Origin of the sequence: Endozoicomonas sp. ALB032, from assembly GCF_049310125.1 — a bacterium.
Taxonomy (GTDB): Bacteria; Pseudomonadota; Gammaproteobacteria; order Pseudomonadales; family Endozoicomonadaceae; genus Endozoicomonas_A.
The window spans coordinates 4721395-4743130 of the sequence record NZ_JBLYNW010000001.1 but is presented as its reverse complement, the minus strand read 5'-3'; the positions used below and the strand labels follow the sequence as shown (position 1 = coordinate 4743130).

The 21736-nt window shown below is 49.1% G+C and carries 11 protein-coding genes and 1 pseudogene; 7 read left to right on the top strand and 5 right to left on the bottom strand.

Going from position 1 to position 21736, the window contains the following annotated elements; translation table 11 throughout:
- Positions 1-182: 182 nt before the first annotated feature.
- Together ACO6VG_RS17410 and ACO6VG_RS17405 are read right to left on the bottom strand one after the other, a co-directional pair.
- A complete protein-coding gene (locus ACO6VG_RS17410) occupies positions 183-3689 on the bottom strand; it encodes a PEP/pyruvate-binding domain-containing protein (RefSeq protein WP_422474913.1) in 3507 nt (1168 codons plus the stop codon).
- 13 nt (positions 3690-3702) lie between these two features.
- Entirely contained in the window at positions 3703-3861 is a 159-nt protein-coding gene (locus ACO6VG_RS17405; RefSeq protein WP_422133464.1) for a hypothetical protein, read from the bottom strand.
- A 114-nt stretch (positions 3862-3975) separates the two neighbouring features.
- Between ACO6VG_RS17405 and ACO6VG_RS17400 the strand changes: the two genes are divergently transcribed.
- The gene (locus tag ACO6VG_RS17400) at positions 3976-4215 is read left to right on the top strand and encodes a hypothetical protein (protein WP_422132873.1); all 240 of its coding nucleotides are present in this window, start codon (positions 3976-3978) and stop codon (positions 4213-4215) included.
- A 127-nt stretch (positions 4216-4342) separates the two neighbouring features.
- On the opposite strand, the gene ACO6VG_RS17395 is transcribed toward ACO6VG_RS17400, so the two are convergent.
- The 3 genes from ACO6VG_RS17395 to ACO6VG_RS17385 form a co-directional block, all read right to left on the bottom strand.
- Positions 4343-7927, bottom strand: a complete 3585-nt coding sequence (locus ACO6VG_RS17395) for a DUF4116 domain-containing protein (protein ID WP_422474911.1) — start codon at positions 7925-7927, stop codon at positions 4343-4345.
- Between the two features lie 177 nt (positions 7928-8104).
- Complete coding sequence (locus ACO6VG_RS17390) at positions 8105-11698, bottom strand: PEP/pyruvate-binding domain-containing protein (RefSeq protein WP_422474909.1); 3594 nt, start codon at positions 11696-11698, stop codon at positions 8105-8107.
- Between the two features lie 175 nt (positions 11699-11873).
- A complete protein-coding gene (locus tag ACO6VG_RS17385; RefSeq protein WP_422474907.1) occupies positions 11874-15497 on the bottom strand; it encodes a PEP/pyruvate-binding domain-containing protein in 3624 nt (1207 codons plus the stop codon).
- Positions 15498-15638: 141 nt separating this feature from the next.
- On the opposite strand from ACO6VG_RS17385, the gene ACO6VG_RS17380 reads away from it, so the two are divergent.
- The 6 genes and pseudogenes from ACO6VG_RS17380 to ACO6VG_RS17355 all read left to right on the top strand — a co-directional run bounded on the left by ACO6VG_RS17380 (position 15639) and on the right by ACO6VG_RS17355 (position 21689).
- Positions 15639-15809: a hypothetical protein gene (locus ACO6VG_RS17380; RefSeq protein ID WP_422474905.1), complete on the top strand. Its 171-nt coding sequence runs from the start codon at positions 15639-15641 to the stop codon at positions 15807-15809.
- 538 nt (positions 15810-16347) lie between these two features.
- Positions 16348-16489, top strand: a pseudogene (locus ACO6VG_RS17375) (DUF4277 domain-containing protein); the annotation flags it as partial.
- A gap of 183 nt (positions 16490-16672) precedes the next feature.
- Positions 16673-16978, top strand: coding sequence for an F-box protein (locus ACO6VG_RS17370; RefSeq protein ID WP_422474903.1), 306 nt, complete (start codon positions 16673-16675; stop codon positions 16976-16978).
- Positions 16979-17052: 74 nt separating this feature from the next.
- Entirely contained in the window at positions 17053-18249 is a 1197-nt protein-coding gene (locus tag ACO6VG_RS17365; RefSeq protein ID WP_422474901.1) for a WD40 repeat domain-containing protein, read from the top strand.
- 151 nt (positions 18250-18400) lie between these two features.
- Entirely contained in the window at positions 18401-19978 is a 1578-nt protein-coding gene (locus tag ACO6VG_RS17360) for an F-box/WD repeat-containing protein (RefSeq protein WP_422474899.1), read from the top strand.
- Positions 19979-20129: 151 nt separating this feature from the next.
- Positions 20130-21689, top strand: a complete 1560-nt coding sequence (locus tag ACO6VG_RS17355) for an F-box/WD repeat-containing protein (protein ID WP_422474896.1) — start codon at positions 20130-20132, stop codon at positions 21687-21689.
- The last annotated feature ends 47 nt before the right edge of the window (positions 21690-21736 follow it).

The following is a 21736-nucleotide window of genomic DNA, read 5'->3' as shown; positions in this document are numbered from 1 at the left end:
GATATCCCTCTATTATTAACATTCATCCATGGTTCAATGGCTGTGGCATTAATCAATTACTTTGTTTCGACAATAATTTTTTTAAAAAGTTCAGCAATCAGCCTGAAACAAACAACAGAAAAAACAACAACACGGTTGGCACTGGCAGAAGTTGTCTGGATAAGTCAGACATTAATCGCAGATTATCTGAAGTATTCTCGAAGCTCGGGGCTTTTGAGGGTTGCTTCATCCATAAAAACCGGATCAGCTTTAAGCTCTGAAGCAGCATATCGGAAAGCTTGATGATTCTTTGCAATTAACTCCAGCATATATTCACGATCATTCAATAACGTTTCGCTGGCATAACACAGAGCTCTGGGATTTTTTTTGACAGCGGCCATGACTATAGCTCTATCATTCCTCAGCTCCTCGCTCAAATATTTGAGCTCTAAGGGATATTCTGAAATGAAGGGTAATACAGAGTCTTTATCATTCCAAACCCGCTGGCTGGCATAATCCAATCCATGTTCCAGCATGACATTCCTGACCTTTTCCTTATAGTCCCCAAACGGTTGACCTGGTGACAAATAAAACTCCAGTCTGTAACTGTAAGACGGCTTGATAACAAAGTATTGATTTCCCAAGACATACACTTGCTCAATGAATCTGGTAGCGCTTTTGGGCTCAAACAATAAATAGTGATGCAAGAGCTCCCTGCGGGTGTTCTCACTCATCTTATGACTCATTAAGATTTCCTGCAGACTCTCTTCCGGTGTTTCATGAAAAAACAATGACGACTGATACTCACCTAACCGCCGGGCATGATGGGCAAACTGCTGGTGATGGTCGCTCAATAACTGGCAGCAAACGGCAGTATAGTGCCAACCATTCCAATTCCGATAAGACATTACAAAAAGGCCATGTTGAAAGGCAAACCTATCGGCTTCTGTCGCAACATCACAATTAAGACGTTGCGCAAGCAGGTTAAAGTCCCACCGACCTCCTTCAAAAATGGGTCTGGAACGCAAATCAAGATCCAGATCAAACATAGCACGTAACACAATGATGAGTTTTTCAAAGGCATACTGCATGGTTTGACGTAATTTCATTCGGGAGCATTCGACGATCATTTCACCCGCTACGGCGTTGCAACTCAGCTTCATGGGATCAGCATTTTCATCCAGTTTGATTGCTTTCAGTAATTGCGCCAGAAACCACATACGCCTGAACTTGCCGGATTTATCAGCGTAACCAGTTCTGTTAAATTGGTCAGAAAATGTCAGCCGCAGGGTTCGTCCTTTCCCTCCCTCTGCCTGTTCAAGCAACTCGATAAGGCCCACATGACTGCCAAGTTTCAGGTTAACAATCAAGGCTTCATCCATGGTGATAACAGTCCCTGAAAGCTTTGACTCTGCAATAAGTACTTTGTCGGACGGCCTCAGCAGCGGTGCCTCTGCACCCAGTGTCGTGTAATCGACATAGGTGATTTCCCCTTTTCTGGACAGAATGCCCTGACCCGAGTCCAGAGTGACCGGAGCCAGCGCTTTTACGAAGCGCTGATGCAGGGCAAAAATCAGCTCATGGACACTTCGCACCTGCTCAGCGCTTTCGGGGTTGAGCGCTTGAAGACAGGATTGTAGCTGATGACAGTCTGCCACCCACTGACGAAAGCTTACCGGGGATACCTTCTCTTCTTCAGCGGCTTGCATGAGAAGAGTGATACGCTCTAACCCGGATTGAATGGTCTGTTTCAGCATCACGAACCGGTCGATCAGTTCTGGTAATTCATGCCGCAATGACTCGACTCTGTGTGAACTTTTCTTAACAGCCAGTTGCAAGAATGCCCCGTACCCATCCAGCAGCGCTTCAGCCCCATAAACCAGCCGATTTATGCTGTCCAGGGTCTCTGCCAGCAGCTTTGATCGTTGTGGTGACATGCTCAGTTTTACCGGGTTTGCCAGGCAATCCAGTCCGCCGCCGGAGGCAAAAAATGCCAACAGGCGGGCATTTTGATCCGTGAGCCACTGAAAACCGCTGGCGACCTGACGGAATGCGTCTTCAGAGAGGGACACATCATCCCATGACGGGACGGCTTTTTCTTGCGGCACATCAGAAACAGCAGAGGATAGACTTCCATGACTCACCAGCTTCCCGGTCATGTCACCGGCAACAATAAAGGCACCGGGCTTACCGTTAAAGCGGGCACAGGCCAGCGTCGCCTGATGGCCAACCTGAGCGGCCACAGACTCAAACTGATCACCGGCCAGCATCAGGGTTTTTCGTTGCTGTTTCATCAGGATCGCGACATGATCATTGAATCCTCCTGTGGCAGTAACAAAGCCTCCTGCCCGCTTCAGGAACCCGTGCTCAAGCATCCAGTTTTCAGCGTGTTGAGCCACGACAATAGCGCCCTCTGGCATGGAGTCTGCCGCTGATTCTTCAGCCAGCCAGAGTGGTCCCGTGCAATAGCCTTCGCTGACCCCCTCGCCAATGGCCAGGGTCTCTTCGGGTATGGGCATGGCGAAATCCAGGCCGCCGGAGAGTCGGGTGACAGGACGCACCTGCAACAGGAAAAGGCGACCCTGATGATTTATGGCAAACTCCACATCCACGGGGCAGAGCAACAGCTTTTCCAGCTTTGTCACCATCACCCTGAGGTCTGCAACCATGTCATCAGTGAGTTGTTGTTCAACGTCGTTTGATTGGGCATCGGCATCATCCATTCTTATTTCCGAATAGCCGTTATTGTCTTTACGCAGGATGTAATGACTTGAGATGGTCCCGGGAAAGTATTGATAGCTGTCGGCGCCTTCCTTGCGAAAAATATCAATACGATGGGGCCTGTTACCGGACTGCCCGGCCACTATCCCTCTGGGCTGCCCCCGTGTGAACTCAACCCTGACGGTATCATCATCAAAGGATTGAAAACTCATGGCGACTCCGCCGTGCAGGCAGTCAATACACTCCTGGATAATCAGCGCCATGGGTTGCGGTATGCCTTCGGAACAGACTTCAGGCCGGTAAGCTGAGGCCATAACCTTTAGACAGGTTCGCAAAATATCCTCATCTCCCTGAACTTCCGAAAGGTATTTGCCCGCCTGGGCGTCGCCGTAGTTATCTTCATTGATGCCGGAACTGCGGACAATAAGCGGCCCTGATGTTGATAGTCCGTGATCCCTGATGTGTTGGGCCGCTTCAGAATCTTTAACCTGCTCATAAAAGTCATCACTGGCAATAAAGTTCGCCAGACCCGCCAGCCAGCTGTCTCTTCTGGCTTGCTCTGAAGGCAGCATCGCATTGAGGCATTCCCTGATGTTTGCCAGACTGATCTCCGACTCCGGTTCATTGCCGATCCCGGGGAAATAGGGTTCCAGACGCTGGCTATCCAGAGGGTATTGTTCCAGCGCATTGGTGACCTGAGTTGTCACACACTGAAACGTCGGCACAGACAAACCGGCTGCTTTCATGCGCTGCAAAAACATTCCCTTGCCGCCCAATAGTGCCCGGTTGGCAACAGAACAATGAGCAGCCTGATCTGCGACAAGTGAGTGGCATTTGCGCCTGGCTAGTGACCTTGTATCGGGAATGACAACGGGTTCAATATCACCAAAATACCTATTGGCTGAACTATAAGCCTTAGTATTCTGATCGGGGGTTGCCAGACTTTGAGAATCTGATCTGCCAGTGGTTGCAGGCGGTAAAGGTAACATAAAGATATCCCTCTCATGTAAATCCATGATTCAACAGCGAGTCATTACCTTCACGTTCGACAATAAGGTTTTTATAAAGTTCCCCCGTCAACGCAGTAGAAAAACAGGGTTGGCACTGGTCAGCGTTGTCTGAATCGATCAGACCTTGTTCGCAGATTAAGTACTCAACCATACGAAATCATATTTTCTGACTTATTGTTCAGGCACTCGCGGCAACTGCTCCTGCGTTGCTCTAGTGCAGCTAAGCTCTGATATCCATACACCCCTCGTTCCCACGCAACAAAGGGTGTCGCAAAACCCTGGTTCACCTCCCGTCATTTCCGGCCTCACTCCCGTCATTCCCGCGAAGGCGGGAATCCACACAGACTCATCACCAGAACCATACTGCCCGGTGCCCCCCTGGCCTTTTCATCCGCGTGAAGGCAGAGACCCGCTGTTGGCGCTGGATTCCCGCCTTCGCGGGAATGACGACCACAGAGTATCGGAACGAGTGGGCTGTATGGATATCAAGGCTTGGCTGCACTAGCTCCTGCATCCATGCAGTCGTGATGCGTTGCAACTCTGGTCACATAGCTTGCTATGTTCCCGTCGTTGCGCCTTGCAGAGCACCTGACCAATTAGCCAGAAATATTCGATTCCGTATGGCTGAGTACTTATCTGAGGTATTTTCGAAGTTCGGGGTTTCTTTGTTTTGCTGCATTGATGAAAGCTTTATTATCTTTAAGCTCGGAAGTAGCATAATCGAAAGCTTCATGATTCTTTGCAATTAACTCCAACATATACTCAGGATCATTCAATATCGTTTCACTGGCAAAAAATAAGGGATTTATACTGTCAGCAATGGCCATTTGAATAATTTTTTTATCACTTCGGAGTCTTTTGCTGGCATAACAAAGAAGTCTGGGATCTTTTTTGACAGCGGCTATGACGACATCTCTATCATTCCTCAGCTCTTCACTCAAATATTGCAACTCCATGGGATATTCTGAAATGATGGGTAATACACAGTCTTTATCATTCCAAACCCGTTGGCTGGCATAATCCAATCCATGTTCCAGCAGGGCATTCCTGACCTTTTCCTTATGGTCACCGAACGGTTGATCTGGTGGCGCATAAAACTCCAGTCTGTAACTGTAAGACGGCTTGATAACAAAGTATTGATTTCCCAAGTCATACACTTGCTCAATGAATCTGGTAGCGTTTTTGGGCTTGACCAATAAATAGTGATGCAAGAGCTCCCTGCGAGTGTTCTCACTCATCTTATGACTCATTAAGATTTCCTGCAGACTCTCTTCTGGTTCTTTATATACTAACAATGACGATTGATACTTACCTAACCGCCGGACATGATGGGCAAACTGCTGGTGATGGTCGCTCAATAACTGGCAGCAAGCGGCAGTATTTTGCCAACCAGTCCAATTCCGATAAGACATTGCGAAAAGGCCATGTTGAAAGGCAAACCTGTCCGCTTCTGTCGCAACATCACGATCAAGGTGATGTGCAAGCAGGTTAAAGTCCCACTGGCCTCCTTCAAAAATGGGTCTGCCCTTCAACCAAATGTCCAGATTATACATAGCGCGTAACACAATGATCAGTTTTTCAAAGGCATCCTGCATGGTTTGACGTAATTTCATTCGGGAGCATTCTACGATCATTTCACCCGCTACGGCGTTGCAACACAGCTTCATGGGATCAGCATTTTCATTCAGTTTGATCTCTTTCAGTAATTGCGCCAGAAACCACATACGCCTGAACTTGCCGGATTTATCAGCGTAATCAGTTCTGTCAAATTGGTCAGAAAATGTCAGCCGCAGGGTTCGTCCTTTCCCCCCCTCTGCCTGTTCAAGCAACTCGATAAGGCCCACATGACTACCAAGTTTCAGGTTAACAATCAAGGCTTCATCCATGGTGATAACAGTCCCTGAAAGCTCTGACTCTGCAATAAGTACTTTGACGGACGGCCTCAGCAGCGGTGCCTCTGCACCCGGTGTCGTGTAATCGACATAGGTGATTTCCCCTTTTCTGGACAGAATGCCCTGACCCGAGTCCAGAGTGACCGGAGCCAGCGCTTTTACGAAGCGCTGATGCAGGGCAAAAATCAGCTCATGGACACTTCGCACCTGCTCAGCGCTTTCAGGGTTGAGCGCTTGAAGACAGGATTGTAGCTGATGACAGTCTGCCACCCACTGACGAAAGCTTACCGGGGATACCTTCTCTTCTTGAGCGGCTTGCATGAGAAGAGTGATACGCTCTAACCCGGATTCAATGGTCTGTTTCAACATCTCGAACCGGTTGCTCAGCAGCGGTAATTCTTGCCGCAATGACTCGACTCTGTCTGAACTTTGCTTAACAGCCAGTTGCAGGAATGCCCCGTACCCATCCAGCAGCGCTTGAGCCCCATGAACCAGTCGATTTACGCTGTCCAAGGTCTCTGCCAATAGCTTTGATCGTTGTGGTGACATGCTCAGTTTTACCGGGTTTGCCAGACAATCCAGCCCGCCGCCGGTGGCAAAAAATGCCAACAGGCGGGCATTTTGATCCGTGAGCCATTGAAATCCGCTGGCGACCTGACGGAGTGCGCCTTCTGAGAGGGACAATTCATCCCATGCAGGGATGGCTTTTGCCGAAGGTTCATCAGAAACAGCAGAGGATAGAATGCCGTGACTCAACAGTTTCCCGGTCATGTCACCGGCAACAATAAAGGCACCGGGCTTACCGTTAAAGCGGGCACAGGCCAGCGTCGCCTGTTGGCCAACCTGAGCGGCCACGGACTCAAACTGGTCACCGGCCAGCATCAGGGTTTTTCGTTGCTGTTTCATCAGGATCGCGACATGATCATTGAATCCGCCTGTGGCAGTAACAAAGCCTCCTGCCCGCTTCAGGAACCCGGGCTCAAGCATCCAGTCTTTAGCGTGTCGGGCCACGACTATGGCTCCCTCTGGCATAGAGTCTGCCGCTGATTCTTCAGCCAGCCAGAGTGGTCCGGTGCAATAGCCTTCGCTGACACCCTCGCCAATGGCCAGGGTCTCTTCGGGTATGGACATGGCGAAATCCAGGCCGCCGGAGAGTCGGGTGACAGGACGCACCTGCAACAGGAACAGACGACCCTGATAGTTTATGGCAAACTCCACATCCACCGGACAGAGCAACAACTTTTCCAGCTTTGTCAGCATCACCCTGAGGTCTGCAACCATGTCATCAGTGAGTTGTTGTTCAACGTCGTTTGATTGGGCATCGGCATCATCCATTCTTATTTCCGAATAGCCGTTATTGTCTTTACGCAGGATGTAATGACTTGAGATGGTCCCGGGAAAGTATTGATAGCTGTCGGCGCCTTCCTTGCGAAAAATATCAATACGATGGGGCCTGTTACCGGACTGCCCGGCCACTATCCCTCTGGGCTGCCCCCGTGTGAACTCAACCCTGACGGTATCATCATCAAAGGATTGAAAACTCATGGCGACTCCGCCGTGCAGGCAGTCAATACACTCCTGGATAATCAGCGCCATGGGTTGCGGTATGCCTTCGGAACAGACTTCAGGCCGGTAAGCTGAGGCCATAACCTTTAGACAGGTTCGCAAAACATCCTCATCTCCCTGAACTTCCGAAAGGTATTTGCCCGCCTGGGCGTCGCCGTAGTTATCTTCATTGATGCCGGAACTGCGGACAATAAGCGGCCCTGATGTTGATAGTCCGTGATCCCTGATGTGTTGGGCCGCTTCAGAATCTTTAACCTGCTCATAAAAGTCATCATTGGCAATAAAGTTCGCCAGACCCGCCAGCCAGCTGTCTCTTCTGGCTTGCTCTGAAGGCAGCATCGCATTGAGGCATTCCCTGATGTTTGCCAGACTGATCTCCGACTCCGGTTCATTGCCGATCCCGGGGAAATAGGGTTCCAGACGCTGGCTATCCAGAGGGTATTGTTCCAGCGCATTGGTGACCTGAGTTGTCACACACTGAAACGCCGGCACAGACAAACCGGCTGCTTTCATGCGCTGCAAAAACATTCCCTTGCCCCCAACTAGTGCCCGGTTGGCAGGAGAACAATGATCAGCCTGATCTTGAACAGGAGAACAGCATTTGCGCTTGGCTAGTGACCTTGTGTCGGGAACGCCAGTGGCTTCAGGATCACCAAGATACCTTTTGGCTGGACGATCAGCCTCAGTCTCATGATTGGGGTCAATTGCCAGACTTTGAAAATCTGATCTGCCAATGGTTGCAGGTGGTGAAGGTAACATAAAGGTATCCCTCTCACGTTAATATTCATCCATGATTCAACAGTGAGTCATTACCTTTGATTGGACCATAATGTTTTTATAAAGTTCCCCCGTCAGCTTTAAACAGGCAGTAGAAAAAACAACAACAGGGTTGGCACCGGTCAAGGTTGTCTGAACCGATCAGGCCTTATTCGTAGATTATCTGAGGAATTTATGAACTTTAGGGTTTCTTTGTTTTGCTGCATTGATAAAATCCCTATCATCTTTAAGCTCCGGAGCAGCATAACTGAAAGCTCCAGGATTTATTTCAATTAGTTCGAGCATATACTGGCGATCCATCAATACCTCTTTACTGACTACTCGTAAGTGACGGATACTATTAGCAGTGATCATTCGGATAATGTCTTTATCGCCTCGGAGTCTTTGGCTTGCAAAACGCAGAGATTTTGGATTCTTTGCGACAGCGGCCTTGATGACATCGCTGTCATCTCTCAGTTTCTTACTCAATTTTCGCAATTGTGCAGGATCTTTTGAAATGGCGGGTAATACAAAGTTTTTATCATTCCGAACCTGTTTACTGGCATATTCCAATCCATGTTTCAGCACGGCATTCCTGATCTTTTCTTTATGATCCCCAATTGGCTGGCCCGGTGATACATCAAACTCCAATTTGTCATTGCAAGATGGGCTGATAACAAAGTATTGATTTCCCAAGTCATACACTTGCTCAATCAATCGAGTAGCGATTTTGGGTTTGAGAAGTAAAACATGATTTAAGAGCTCTCTGCGGGTGTCCTCACTCATCTCATCACTCATCAAGATTTCCTGCGCAGTTTGTTCAGATTCTTCCCGACTTACCAATGACAAAAGATAAATACACAACCGATGAGCATAATCAACAAACTGTTGATGGTGTTTGCTCAATAACTGGCGCCAAGCGGCAGTTTTGTGCCAACCACTACTAGGCTCATAAGACATTAAGAAAAGGCCATGTTGAAAGGCGAATCTATCTGCTTCTGTCACAACATCATGATCAAGGCGTTGTGCAAGCACGTTAAAGTCCCAATGGCTTCCTTCAAAAATGGGTCTGCTCTGCAACCGAAAATCCAGATCACGCATCTCACTTAAGACAATGATCAGTTTTTCAAAGGCATACTGCATGGTTTTACGTAATTTTATTCGAGAGCATTCGACGATCATTTCACCCGCTACGGCGTTGCAACTCAGCTTCATGGGATCAGCATTTTCATCCAGTTTGATCTCTCTCAAAAATTGCGCCAGAAACCACATACGCCTGAACTTGCCGAAATTTTCAGCGTTATCATCTTTTTCAAATTGGTCAGAAAATGTCAACCGCAGGGTTCGTCCTTTCCCCCCCTCTGCGTGTTCAAGCAGCTCGATAAGGCTCACGTGACTGCCAAGATTCAGGTTAACAATCACAGCCTCATCCATAGTGATAACAGTCCCTCGACGCCTCAATGCTTTAATTAATGTTTTGCCATTCGGGCTCAGTATCGCTGCCTTCTCATCCAGGTTACCCCGAACTGTGCAATCAACGTAGTCAACGAAACCTTCCCTGGAAAGCCTGCCCTGGCCCGAGTCCAGAGTGACCGGTGCCAATGCCTCCACAAAACGCTGATGCAGGGCAAAAATCAGTTCATGGACACTTCGCACCTGTTCAGCGCTTTTAGGGTTGAGTGCTTGAAGACAGGATTGTAGCTGATGACAGTCTGCCAGCCACTGACGAAAGCTTACCGGGGATAACTTCTCTTCTTCGGCAGCTTGCATGGGAAGAGTGATACGCTCTAACCCGGATTGAATGGTCTGTTTCAACATCTCGAACCGGTTGCTCAGCAGCGGTAATTCTTGCCGCAATGACTCGACTCTGTCTGAACTTTGCTTAACAGCCAGTTGCAGGAATGCCCCGTACCCATCCAGCAGCGCTTGAGCCCCATGAACCAGTCGATTTACGCTGTCCAAGGTCTCTGCCAATAGCTTTGATCGTTGTGGTGACATGCTCAGTTTTACCGGGTTTGCCAGACAATCCAGCCCGCCGCCGGTGGCAAAAAATGCCAACAGGCGGGCATTTTGATCCGTGAGCCATTGAAATCCGCTGGCGACCTGACGGAGTGCGCCTTCTGAGAGGGACAATTCATCCCATGCAGGGATGGCTTTTGCCGAAGGTTCATCAGAAACAGCAGAGGATAGAATGCCGTGACTCAACAGTTTCCCGGTCATGTCACCGGCAACAATAAAGGCACCGGGCTTACCGTTAAAGCGGGCACAGGCCAGCGTCGCCTGTTGGCCAACCTGAGCGGCCACGGACTCAAACTGGTCACCGGCCAGCATCAGGGTTTTTCGTTGCTGTTTCATCAGGATCGCGACATGATCATTGAATCCGCCTGTGGCAGTAACAAAGCCTCCTGCCCGCTTCAGGAACCCGGGCTCAAGCATCCAGTCTTTAGCGTGTCGGGCCACGACTATGGCTCCCTCTGGCATAGAGTCTGCCGCTGATTCTTCAGCCAGCCAGAGTGGTCCGGTGCAATAGCCTTCGCTGACACCCTCGCCAATGGCCAGGGTCTCTTCGGGTATGGACATGGCGAAATCCAGGCCGCCGGAGAGTCGGGTGACAGGACGCACCTGCAACAGGAACAGACGACCCTGATAGTTTATGGCAAACTCCACATCCACCGGACAGAGCAACAACTTTTCCAGCTTTGTCAGCATCACCCTGAGGTCTGCAACCATGTCATCAGTGAGTTGTTGTTCAACGTCGTTTGATTGGGCATCGGCATCATCCATTCTTATTTCCGAATAGCCGTTATTGTCTTTACGCAGGATGTAATGACTTGAGATGGTCCCGGGAAAGTATTGATAGCTGTCGGCGCCTTCCTTGCGAAAAATATCAATACGATGGGGCCTGTTACCGGACTGCCCGGCCACTATCCCTCTGGGCTGCCCCCGTGTGAACTCAACCCTGACGGTATCATCATCAAAGGATTGAAAACTCATGGCGACTCCGCCGTGCAGGCAGTCAATACACTCCTGGATAATCAGCGCCATGGGTTGCGGTATGCCTTCGGAACAGACTTCAGGCCGGTAAGCTGAGGCCATAACCTTTAGACAGGTTCGCAAAATATCCTCATCTCCCTGAACTTCCGAAAGGTATTTGCCCGCCTGGGCGTCGCCGTAGTTATCTTCATTGATGCCGGAACTGCGGACAATAAGCGGCCCTGATGTTGATAGTCCGTGATCCCTGATGTGTTGGGCCGCTTCAGAATCTCTAACCTGCTCATAAAAGTCATCACTGGCAATAAAGTTCGCCAGACCTGCCAGCCAGCTGTCTCTTCTGGCTTGCTCTGAAGGCAGCATCGCATTGAGGCATTCCCTGATGTTTGCCAGACTGATATTTGCCTCCGGTTCATCGCCGATCCCGGGGAAATAGGGTTCCAGACGCTGGCTATCCAGAGGGTATTGTTCCAGCGCATTGGTGACCTGAGTTGTCACACACTGAAACGCCGGCACAGACAAACCGGCTGCTTTCATGCGCTGCAAAAACATTCCCTTGCCGCCCAGTAGTGCCCGGTTGGCAACAGAACAATGAGCAGCCTGATCTGCAACAGGTGAGTGGCATTTGCGCTTGGCTAGTGACGTTGCGTCGCAGTAGCCAATGGGTTCAAGATCACTGAAATACCTTTTGTATGAACTATCAGCCTTAATATTCTGATTGGGGACACTGGCCAGGCTTTGAAAATCTGATCTGCCAATTTTTTCAGGTGGTAAAGGTAACATAAAGATATCCTTCTCACGTTAATATTCATCCTTGAATCAACGACTGGTGATTATCTTTACGTTTGACAATCATGTTTTTATAAAGTTCCCCCGTCAGCTTCAGGCACGCAGTAGAAAAAACAACAGGGTTGGCACTGGTCCACATTTTCTGAATCGATCAGGCCTTGTTTGCAGATTATCTGAGGTATTCACGAAGTTCGGGGCTTCTTTGTTTTGCTGCATTGATAAAAGCTTCATTATCTTTAAGCTCGGAAGCAGCATAATGGAAAGCTTCATGATTCTTTGCAATTAACTCCAGCATATACTCAGGATCACTCAATACCGTATCACTGGCGAATGTTAAGGCATAAATGCCATCAGCAACTGCCAATCCAATAATGCTTTTATCGCTCCGAAGTCTTTTACTGGCATAACGCAAAGCTCCCGGATACTTTTCGACAGCGGCTATGACAATCTCTCTATCATCTCGCAACTTTTCACTCAAATATCGCAGCTCCATGGGATGTTCTGACATGACGGGTAATACAAAGTCTTTATCATTTCGAACCCGCTGGCTGGCACAGTCCAGACCATGTTTCAGCAAGGCACTCCTGAGCTTTTCTTTATGATCCCCGAGCGGTGGGCCCGGTGGCGCATAAAACTCCAATTTGTGTCTGAACGATGGATTGATAACAAAGCATTGATTTTCCAGGTTATACACTCGCTCAACCAATCGGGTGGCGCTTATGGGATTTAATAATAAAAAATGATGTAAGAGTTCCCTGCGGATATCCTCAGTTATCTCATCACTCATTAACATTTCCAGCAGGCTTTCCTCCGGTTTTTCCCGGAGAAATACTGAGTACTGACAGGCACCAAACCGCCGGGCATGATGAATAAACTGTTGGTAGTATTTGCTTAATAACCGGCAGCAAGCTGCTGTAATGTACCAACTCCCCCCACTCCGATAAGACATTACGAAAAGGCAATGTTGAAAGGCGAATCTATCCTCTTCTGTCGCAACATCACGACCAAGGCGCTGTGCAAGCCGGTTAAAGTCCCACTGGCCGCCTTCAAAAATAAGTTTATCCCCGAACTGACGATCGAGATTATACATAGCACGTAATACAATGATCAGATGTTCAAAGGCATACTGCATGGATTTACGTGATTTCATTCGGGGGCATTCGACGATCATTTCACCCGCTGCGGCGTTGCAACTCAGCTTCATGCTACCCGCATTTTCATCCAGTCTGATCTCTTTAAGAAGTTGCGCCAGAAACCACATACGCCTGAACTTGCCGGATCTACCATAGTCAAAAGGTCTATCAAATTTGTCAGAAAAGGTTAGCCGCAAGGTTCTTTCTTTACCTCCCTCTGCCTGTTCAAGTAGCTCGATCACGCCCACATGACTGCCAAGATTCAGGTTAACAATTATGGCTTCATCCATACTGATAACCGTCCCTGAGAGCCCCAACTCTTCCATGTATGCTCTGCCGGTCGGCCTCAATAGCGGTTCCTCATCACTTGAGGTTGTACAATCGACATAGGTAATTTTCCTTTCACTGGACAGTCGGCCCTGACCCGAGGCTATTGTGACCGGTGCCAGTGCCTTTACGAAGCGCTGATGCAGGGCAAAAATCAGCTCATGGACACTCCGGACCTGATCAGCCTGCTTGGGGTTAAGTGCCTGAAGGCAAGATTGCAGCTGCTGGCAGGCGGCCAGCCAGTGACGAAAAGCGCCCTTGGATTTCTGGTCTTCTTCACCGGCTTGCGAGGGGAGAATGATACTCTCCAAACCATATCGGATGGTCTTTTTCAGAGCCTCGAAGCGGTTGACCAGTTGCGGTAACTCTTCCCGCCATGACTTGAGCGGAGATAAATCACTGTTACCCGCCAGCCCCAGGAATGCCCGGTACCCAGCCAACAGTGACTGAGTCCCAAGCACCAGCCGATTGACGCTCTCCCTGGTCTCAGCCAGTAGCTTTGATCGTTGTGGCGACATGCTCAGTTTTATCGGGTTTGCCAGACAATCCAGTCCGCTGCCGGAGGCAAAAAATACCAACAGTCGGGCGTTTTGTTCCGTGAGCCATTTAAATCCGCTGGCAACCTCAAGGAATGTGCCTTCAGGGGGAGACAAATCCTCCCGTGACGGGATGGCCTTTGCCAGGGGTGCATCAGCAACAGCAGAGGCCAGGCTTCTGCGACTGGCCAGTTTTCCGGTAAGATCACCAACAACAATAAAGGCTCCGGGCTCACCGTTAAAGCGGGCGCAGGCCAGCGTCGCCTGCTGGCCATTCTGAGGGGCCAATGCCGCAAACTCTTCAGCGCACCGCATTAAGGTTATTTTTTCCTGTTTCATGAGGATCGCTACATGATCATTGAATCCCGCTTTTGCAAAGACAAAACCCCCTGCTTGCTTAAGGAACTCTGGCTCAAGCATCCACTCTTCAGCGTGGTCGGCCACGACAATGGCTCCCTTTGGCATAGAGTCAGCCGCTTGTTCCCGGGCCAGCCAAAGTGTTCCGGTGCAATAGCCTTCGCTGATGCCCTCACCAATGGTCAGAGTCTCTTTGGGTATGAGCATGGCAAAATCCATGCTGCCAGAGAGTCGGGTAACAGGGCGCACCTGTAACAGCAACAGGCAACCCCGGCGATCAATGGCAAACTCCACATCCACAGGACAGAGCAACAGGTCTTCCAGCTTTGTCACCGCCTCTATGAGTTCTGAAACCGTTTCATCAGTGAGTTTCTGTCCACCGTCGTCTGATTGAGCATTAACATTATCAATTGATATTTCCGAGTAGCCGTTGTTCTTTTTGTGCAGAACGAAATGACTTGAGATCGCCCCGACAAAGTATTGATAGCTGTCAGCTTCTTCTTTACGATCCTCGCGATAAATATCAATACGGTGGGGCCTGTTGCCGGACTGCCCTGCTACCACACCTTTGGGTTGACCGTATGTGTACTCAACCCTGACGGTATCATCCTGAAAAGATTGAAAGCTCATGACAACCCCGCCGTATTTGCAGTCAATACACTGCTGGATGATCAGTGCCATCGGTTTTGGTATGCCTTCGGGACAGACTTCAGGCCGATAAGCTGAAGCCATGACCTTAAGGCAGGTACTTAAAACATCCTCTTCTTCCTGAATTAAAGAAAGGTATTTGCCCGCCTGGGCATCGCCGTAGTTATCTTCATTAATGCCAGAGCTGCGCACAATCACGGGCTGTGATTTAGAAAGCTCTTCCAGCTGGCGGCGCAAAGCCCTGATTTGCCGGGCCGCGTCGGAATCTTTAACCTGTTGGTAATAGTCATCACTGGCAATAAATTGCGCCAGACCCACCAGCCATTCATCCCTTCTGGTTTGCTCTGAAGGCAGCAAGGCATTGATAGACTCCCGGATGCTTTTGACACTGGTTTCAGTCTGGGGTTCACAAACAAACTCAGGTAAATAACGGTCTAAAAGATGGGTATCCAAAGGGTGTTGTTCAAGCCCATTCATGATCTGGGCAGTAACACATTCAAAGGGCGGAACAGACAGACCGGCTTTTTTCATGCGCCGCAAAAACATTCCCTTGCCCCCAAATTGTTCCCGGTTGCCGGAAAAACAGTCAGCAGCCTGATCTGAATCAGGTGGACGGCAGGTGCGCTCGGTCAGTGACTTTGGATCGGGAACGACAGTGGTATCATGACCAGCCAAATAGCCTTCGGATGAACCATCAGCCCCTATGGATGGAATCGCAGTCCCGGCATTCTGATCCGGATTCGTTGTCAGGCTGTAAAGGTCTGATTTATCAACTAGAGCAGCAGGTAACATCAAGAAATCCCTCTCATATTAATATCCATCCCAGAGTTATCGGTTAGCATTGACATCCTCCCCGCCCTAAAGAGGGTGTCGCAAAACTCTGGTTCACATCTTCAGAGGGTGTCGCAAAACTCTCTCCAGCGTGGGAACGATTTGACTCCCGTCATTCCCGGCTTCATTCTCGTCATTCCCGGCTTCATTCTCGTCATTCCCGGCTTCATTCTCGTCATTCCCGGCTTCATTCTCGTCATTCCCGGCTTCATTCTCGTCATTCCCGGCTTCATTCTCGTCATTCCCGCGAAAGCGGGAATCCACACTGACTGACCACCAGAACCATACTGCCCGGTGCCCCCCTGGCCTTGTCATCCCCGAGAAGGCAGAGATCCACCGTTGGCGCTGGATTCCCGCCTTCGCGGGAATGACGACCTAAGAGCATGGGAACGAGCTGTTGGAGTTTTGCGACACCCTCTAAAGGACGGGGATTCCTACGGCTAGACGGTCATGCTCGACCGCAGTGTATAGCTAGACGGTCATGCTCGACCGCAGTGTATACCTTACCCTATAGCGGCATACACCTTATTCGACAATCTGCTCTACCTTTCGGATTGTCTAGGCGACCCCGTTAACAAACACGGGCAGAAAGCGGAAGGTATTTTACTTTTCCTGTCAGGTAGCGTAATCGCTAAAAACACCTGACGGATAGTAAAGTAGCACAAGGGGCTTGCTCTGCAAGCCGAGCTTTCATCCCCGTCATCAAAGTACGGGGTTTTACGCTCATTCGATAACTGCCTTTCACCACAGCGACTGATATTTACCTAAGTACCCGTCTGAGAACCTCAACCACCCTGGCTTGATTGCCACTATGGTGTCGGGAGTTAAAGATAGCCGAATATATTGATGCCCGTATCACAAATGACTTTGATGTTCGTAATGTCACTATTGGACAAGCTGTAGTTGCAATGATCATCAATGGCTTGGGCTCTACGGGGCAAACTCTGTACATAGTAGTAATTCATTGTTTACCGGCACTGAGTAGCGACATTCTGCCTATGCAGAAAGACGGACACTTTGCTCGTTTCGCTCAACAATAGAATGAACTTTCTTTTCAAAACCGACTCTAACCGACGAGATTATTGTTCGACATCCTTAACTATCGGGAATAAATATTTACTCTCGGGGAACCAGACATGAATGGAATAGATACTGACTTCAGTAGTGAAAGTCACAACTCACCACCACCCGGGCAAGAGGAATCGGCAACAACAACGGGCACCATTGCAGGCAGGAGTGTCACTGTAGCAATCAGGGAAAAAAAGGATAAACCCTCACTGCTGGACTTATCCTCATTACCCATGATTTTTCGCTGTCTGGAACTTCGGGATATCTGCCGTTTAAAACAGGTATGTACCCTCCTTCGCGATGCAATCAAAGAGGATAATGCTGAGGCAAAAGCCTGGTATCGCCGTTTTCCTTCCTCGCCCAGAGTCAGCTGAGGATAGCCATCAATACAAAAAATAAGGATCAACTTCGTGATTGGTTTGAATCGTTCACGAATGATCAGGCGTTGGTGAAGTCACTCACAGATCGCAACCCGGAGGGGGCTTATGTGCCTGCTCTGTTTTTTTTCACCAAAGCCAGGCTGATGGCTGAATGTAAAACATTTAAATTAGTCACAACAGCGACCATTCACGAACATAAAGCACTGATCTCAGCCAGCCTCAGTGTCGATGGCTGCCACTTGGTCACCGCCTGTCAAGATCACACAGCAAAAATCTACTTTCATAAGGATGCTGGATTGTGGGAACTAAAACTCGTCGTTCGCCATGCCCATTGGGTCAATTCAGCCACCTTCAGCCCCGATAGTCAGCATCTGGTGACTACCAGTTATGATGGCACGGCCTTAATTCACAGCCACAAGGCCGATGGGTCCTGGGAACTGGCGGGCATCATTGCTCATACTGATGATGTCGTCTCAGCCAGCTTCAGCGCTGATAGCCGCCATCTGGTGACTACCAGCAAAGATAAAACGGCAAAAGTCTATGGCTTCAGGGACGATGGATCATGGGAAAGCGAAGCTACTATCTTGCAGAAAAGTAAGATCAAATTTGCCAGCTTCAGCTCCGATGGCCAGCACCTGGTGACCGCCTGTAAAGATAAAACGGCAAAAATCCTTAGTCAGCAGGCCGATGAATCATGGTTAGAAAAAGTCAGCATCGACCATCATGGCAGCGTCCAATCAGCCACCTTCAGCCCCAATAGCCACCATCTAGTCACTACCAGTAAAGATGGCAAGGCTGTAATCTACGGTCATAAGGCCGATGGATCATGGCAACCAGAAGACACCATTCACCATACTGACTGTGTCTGCGATGCCAACTTTAGCCCCGATAGCCGTTATCTGGTAACTGCCAGTAGTGATAACGCGATAAAAATCTGTGCCCGGAAAACCGATGGATCATGGGAGCCTGTCGCCAACATCAGCCATGAAGACGAAGTCTTCTCAGCCACTTTCAGCCCTGATGGCCGTCATGTGGTGACTGGCAGTAGTGACGAAACAGCGAAAATAATTGGTCAGGAGGCCGATGGTACATGGTTAGAAAAAGCCAGCATTTCCCACCATAACAGCATTAACCCTCATGGTTGCTGCGTCACCTCAGCAGCCTTCAGTGCCGATGGCAGCCATGTAATCACCGCCGGTTCCGACGGCGCAGTCAAAATCACTGAACTACGGAGCAGTAATTCATTGTTTACCGTCACTGAGTAACGACATTCTGCCTATGCAGAAAGACGGACACTTTGCTCGTTTCGCTTAACAATAAGATGAACTTTCTTTTCAAAGCCGACTCTAACCAACGAGATTATTGTTCGACATCCTTAACTATCGAGAATAAATATTTACTCTCGGGTAACCAGGCATGAATGGAATAGATACTGACTTCAGTAGTGAAAGTCACACCTCACCACCACCCGGGCAAGAGGAATCGGCAACAACAACGGGCACCATTGCAGGCAGGAGTGTCACTGTAGCAATCAGGAAAAAAAAGGATAAACCCTCACTGCTGGACTTATCCTCATTACCCATAATTTTTCGCTGTCTGGAACTTCGGGATATCTGCCGTTTAAAACAGGTATGTACCCTCCTTCGCGATGCAATCAAAGAGGATAATGCTGAGGCAAAAGCCTGGTATCGCCGTTTTCCTTCCTCGCACCAGAGTCAGCTGAGGATAGCCATCAATACAAAAAATAAGGATCAACTTCGTGATTGGTTTGAATCGTTCACGAATGATCAGGCGTTGGTGAAGTCACTCACAGATCGCAACCCGGAGGGGGCTTATGTGCCTGCTCTGTTTTTTTTCACCAAAGCCAGGCTGATGGCTGAATGTAAAACATTTAAATTAGTCACAACATCGACCATTCACGAACATAAAGCACTGATCTCAGCCAGCCTCAGTGTCGATGGCTGCCACTTGGTCACCGCCTGTCAAGATCACACAGCAAAAATCTACTTTCATAAGGATGCTGGATTGTGGGAACTAAAACTCGTCGTTCGCCATGCCCATTGGGTCAATTCAGCCACCTTCAGCCCCGATAGTCAGCATCTGGTGACTACCAGTTATGATGGCACGGCCTTAATTCACAGCCACAAGGCCGATGGGTCCTGGGAACTGGCAGGCATCATTGCTCATACTGATGATGTCGTCTCAGCCAGCTTCAGCGCTGATAGCCGCCATCTGGTGACTGCCAGCAAAGATAAAACGGCAAAAGTCTATGGCTTCAGGGACGATGGATCATGGGAAAGCGAAGCTACTATCTTGCAGAAAAGTAAGATCAAATTTGCCAGCTTCAGCTCCGATGGCCAGCACCTGGTGACCGCCTGTAAAGATAAAACGGCAAAAATCCTTAGTCAGCAGGCCGATGAATCATGGTTAGAAAAAGTCAGCATCGACCATCATGGCAGCGTCCAATCAGCCACCTTCAGCCCCAATAGCCACCATCTAGTCACTACCAGTAAAGATGGCAAGGCTGTAATCTACGGTCATAAGGCCGATGGATCATGGCAACCAGAAGACACCATTCACCATACTGACCGTGTCTGCGATGCCAACTTTAGCCCCGATAGCCGTTATCTGGTAACTGCCAGTAGTGATAACACGATAAAAATCTGTGCCCGGAAAACCGATGGATCATGGAAACCTGTCGCCAACATCAGCCATGAAGACGCAGTCTTACTAGCCACTTTCAGCCCTGATGGCCGTCATGTGGTGACTGGCAGTGACGACGTAACAGCGAAAATAATTGGTCAGGAGGCCGATGGAACATGGTTAGAAAAAGCCAGCATTTCCCACAATAACAGCATTGACCCTGATGATGGCTGGATCACCTCAGCAGCCTTCAGCGCCGATGGCAGCCATGTGATCACCGCCGGTTCCGACGGCGCAGTCAAAATCACTGAACTACGGAGCAGTAATTCATTGTTTACCGTCACTGAGTAACGACATTCTGCCTATGCAGAAAGACGGACACTTTGCTCGTTTCGCTTAACAATAGGATGAACTTTCTTTTCAAAGCCGACTCTAACCAACGAGATTATTGTTCGACATCCTTAACTATCGAGAATAAATATTTACTCTCGGGGAACCAGGCATGAATGGAATAGATACTGACTTCAGTAGTGAAAGTCACACCTCACCACCACCCGGGCAAGAGGAATCGGCAACAACAACGGGCACCATTGCAGGCAGGAGTGTCACTGTAGCAATCAGGGAAAAAAAGGATAAACCCTCACTGCTGGACTTATCCTCATTACCCATAATTTTTCGCTGTCTGGAACTTCGGGATATCTGCCGTTTAAAACAGGTATGTACCCTCCTGCGCGATGCAATCAAAGAGGATAATGCTGAGGCAAAAGCCTGGTATCGCCGTTTTCCTTCCTCGCACCAGAATCAGCTGAGGATAGCCATCAATACAAAAAACAAGGATCAACTTCGTGATTGGTTTGAATCCTTCACGAATGATCAGGCGTTGGTGAAGTCACTCACAGATCGCAACCCGGAGGGGGCTTATGTGCCTGCTCTGTTTTTTTTCACCAAAGCCAGGCTGATGGCTGAATGCAAAACATTTAACTTAGTGACTAGATCAACCATCAAACTAAATAGCCGCATCGACTCGGCCAGTCTCAGTGTCGATGGCTGCCACCTGGTCATTACCCGTTACGATAACGACACAGCACAAATCTACGTTCACAAGGGTGCTGGCTTATGGGAAGTAAAAGACATCATTCACCATGCCGATTGGCTCAGATCAGCCACCTTCAGCCCCGATGGTCAGCATATGGTAACTGCCAGTACCGATGGCACGGCTGTAATCTGTGGCCATCAGGCCGATGGGTCCTGGGAAAGAGTAGGCTGCATTACCCATACTGCCCGTGTCAGCTCAGCCCGTTTCAGCACCGATGGTCGCCGTGTGGTAACCGCCAGTAGAGATAAAACGGCAAAAATCTATGGCCTCAGGGACGATGGATCATGGAAAAGTGAAGCCACTATCCAACAGGACAGTCCGATCAAAAGAGCCAGCTTCAGCTCCGATGGCCGCCATCTGGTTATAGCCAATAAGCATCGTACGGCAACAATCCTCAGCCAGCAGGCCGGTGAATCATGGTTAGAAAATACCAGCTTTGAACATGATAACAGCATCAAATCAGCGACCTTCAGCCCCGATGATCACTATATGGTGACCGCCAGTACCGATTACACGGTTGTAATCTTCGGTCATAAGGCCGATGGATCATGGGAACAAGAAGACACCATTCACCATAATTTCTGGGTCTACAAAGCCAACTTCAGCCCCGATAGCCGCTATCTGGTGACTGCCTGTGAGGATCGCAGGGCAAGAATCTATAGCCAGAAAGCCGGTGGGTCGTGGCAACAAGAAGCCAGCATTTTCCATGAAGGCGGAGTCATATCAGCCACTTTCAGCCCTGATGGCTGCCATGTGGTGACTGCCAGCAAAGACGGAACAGCGACAATAATTGGTCAGGAGACCGATGGGTCATGGTTAGAAAAAGCCCGCATTTCACACAAAAACGGCATTTTTTCTAATGATTGCGGTTTAAAATCAGCCGCCTTCAGCGCCGATGGTCGCTATGTGGTAACCGTCTCCAGGGACCGTTCGGTGAAAATCACTGAACTACGGAGTAATCATTAATGGCTCTCTAGGAGCCTCCTAGTGCATCAATAAATTACTTTCTTTTG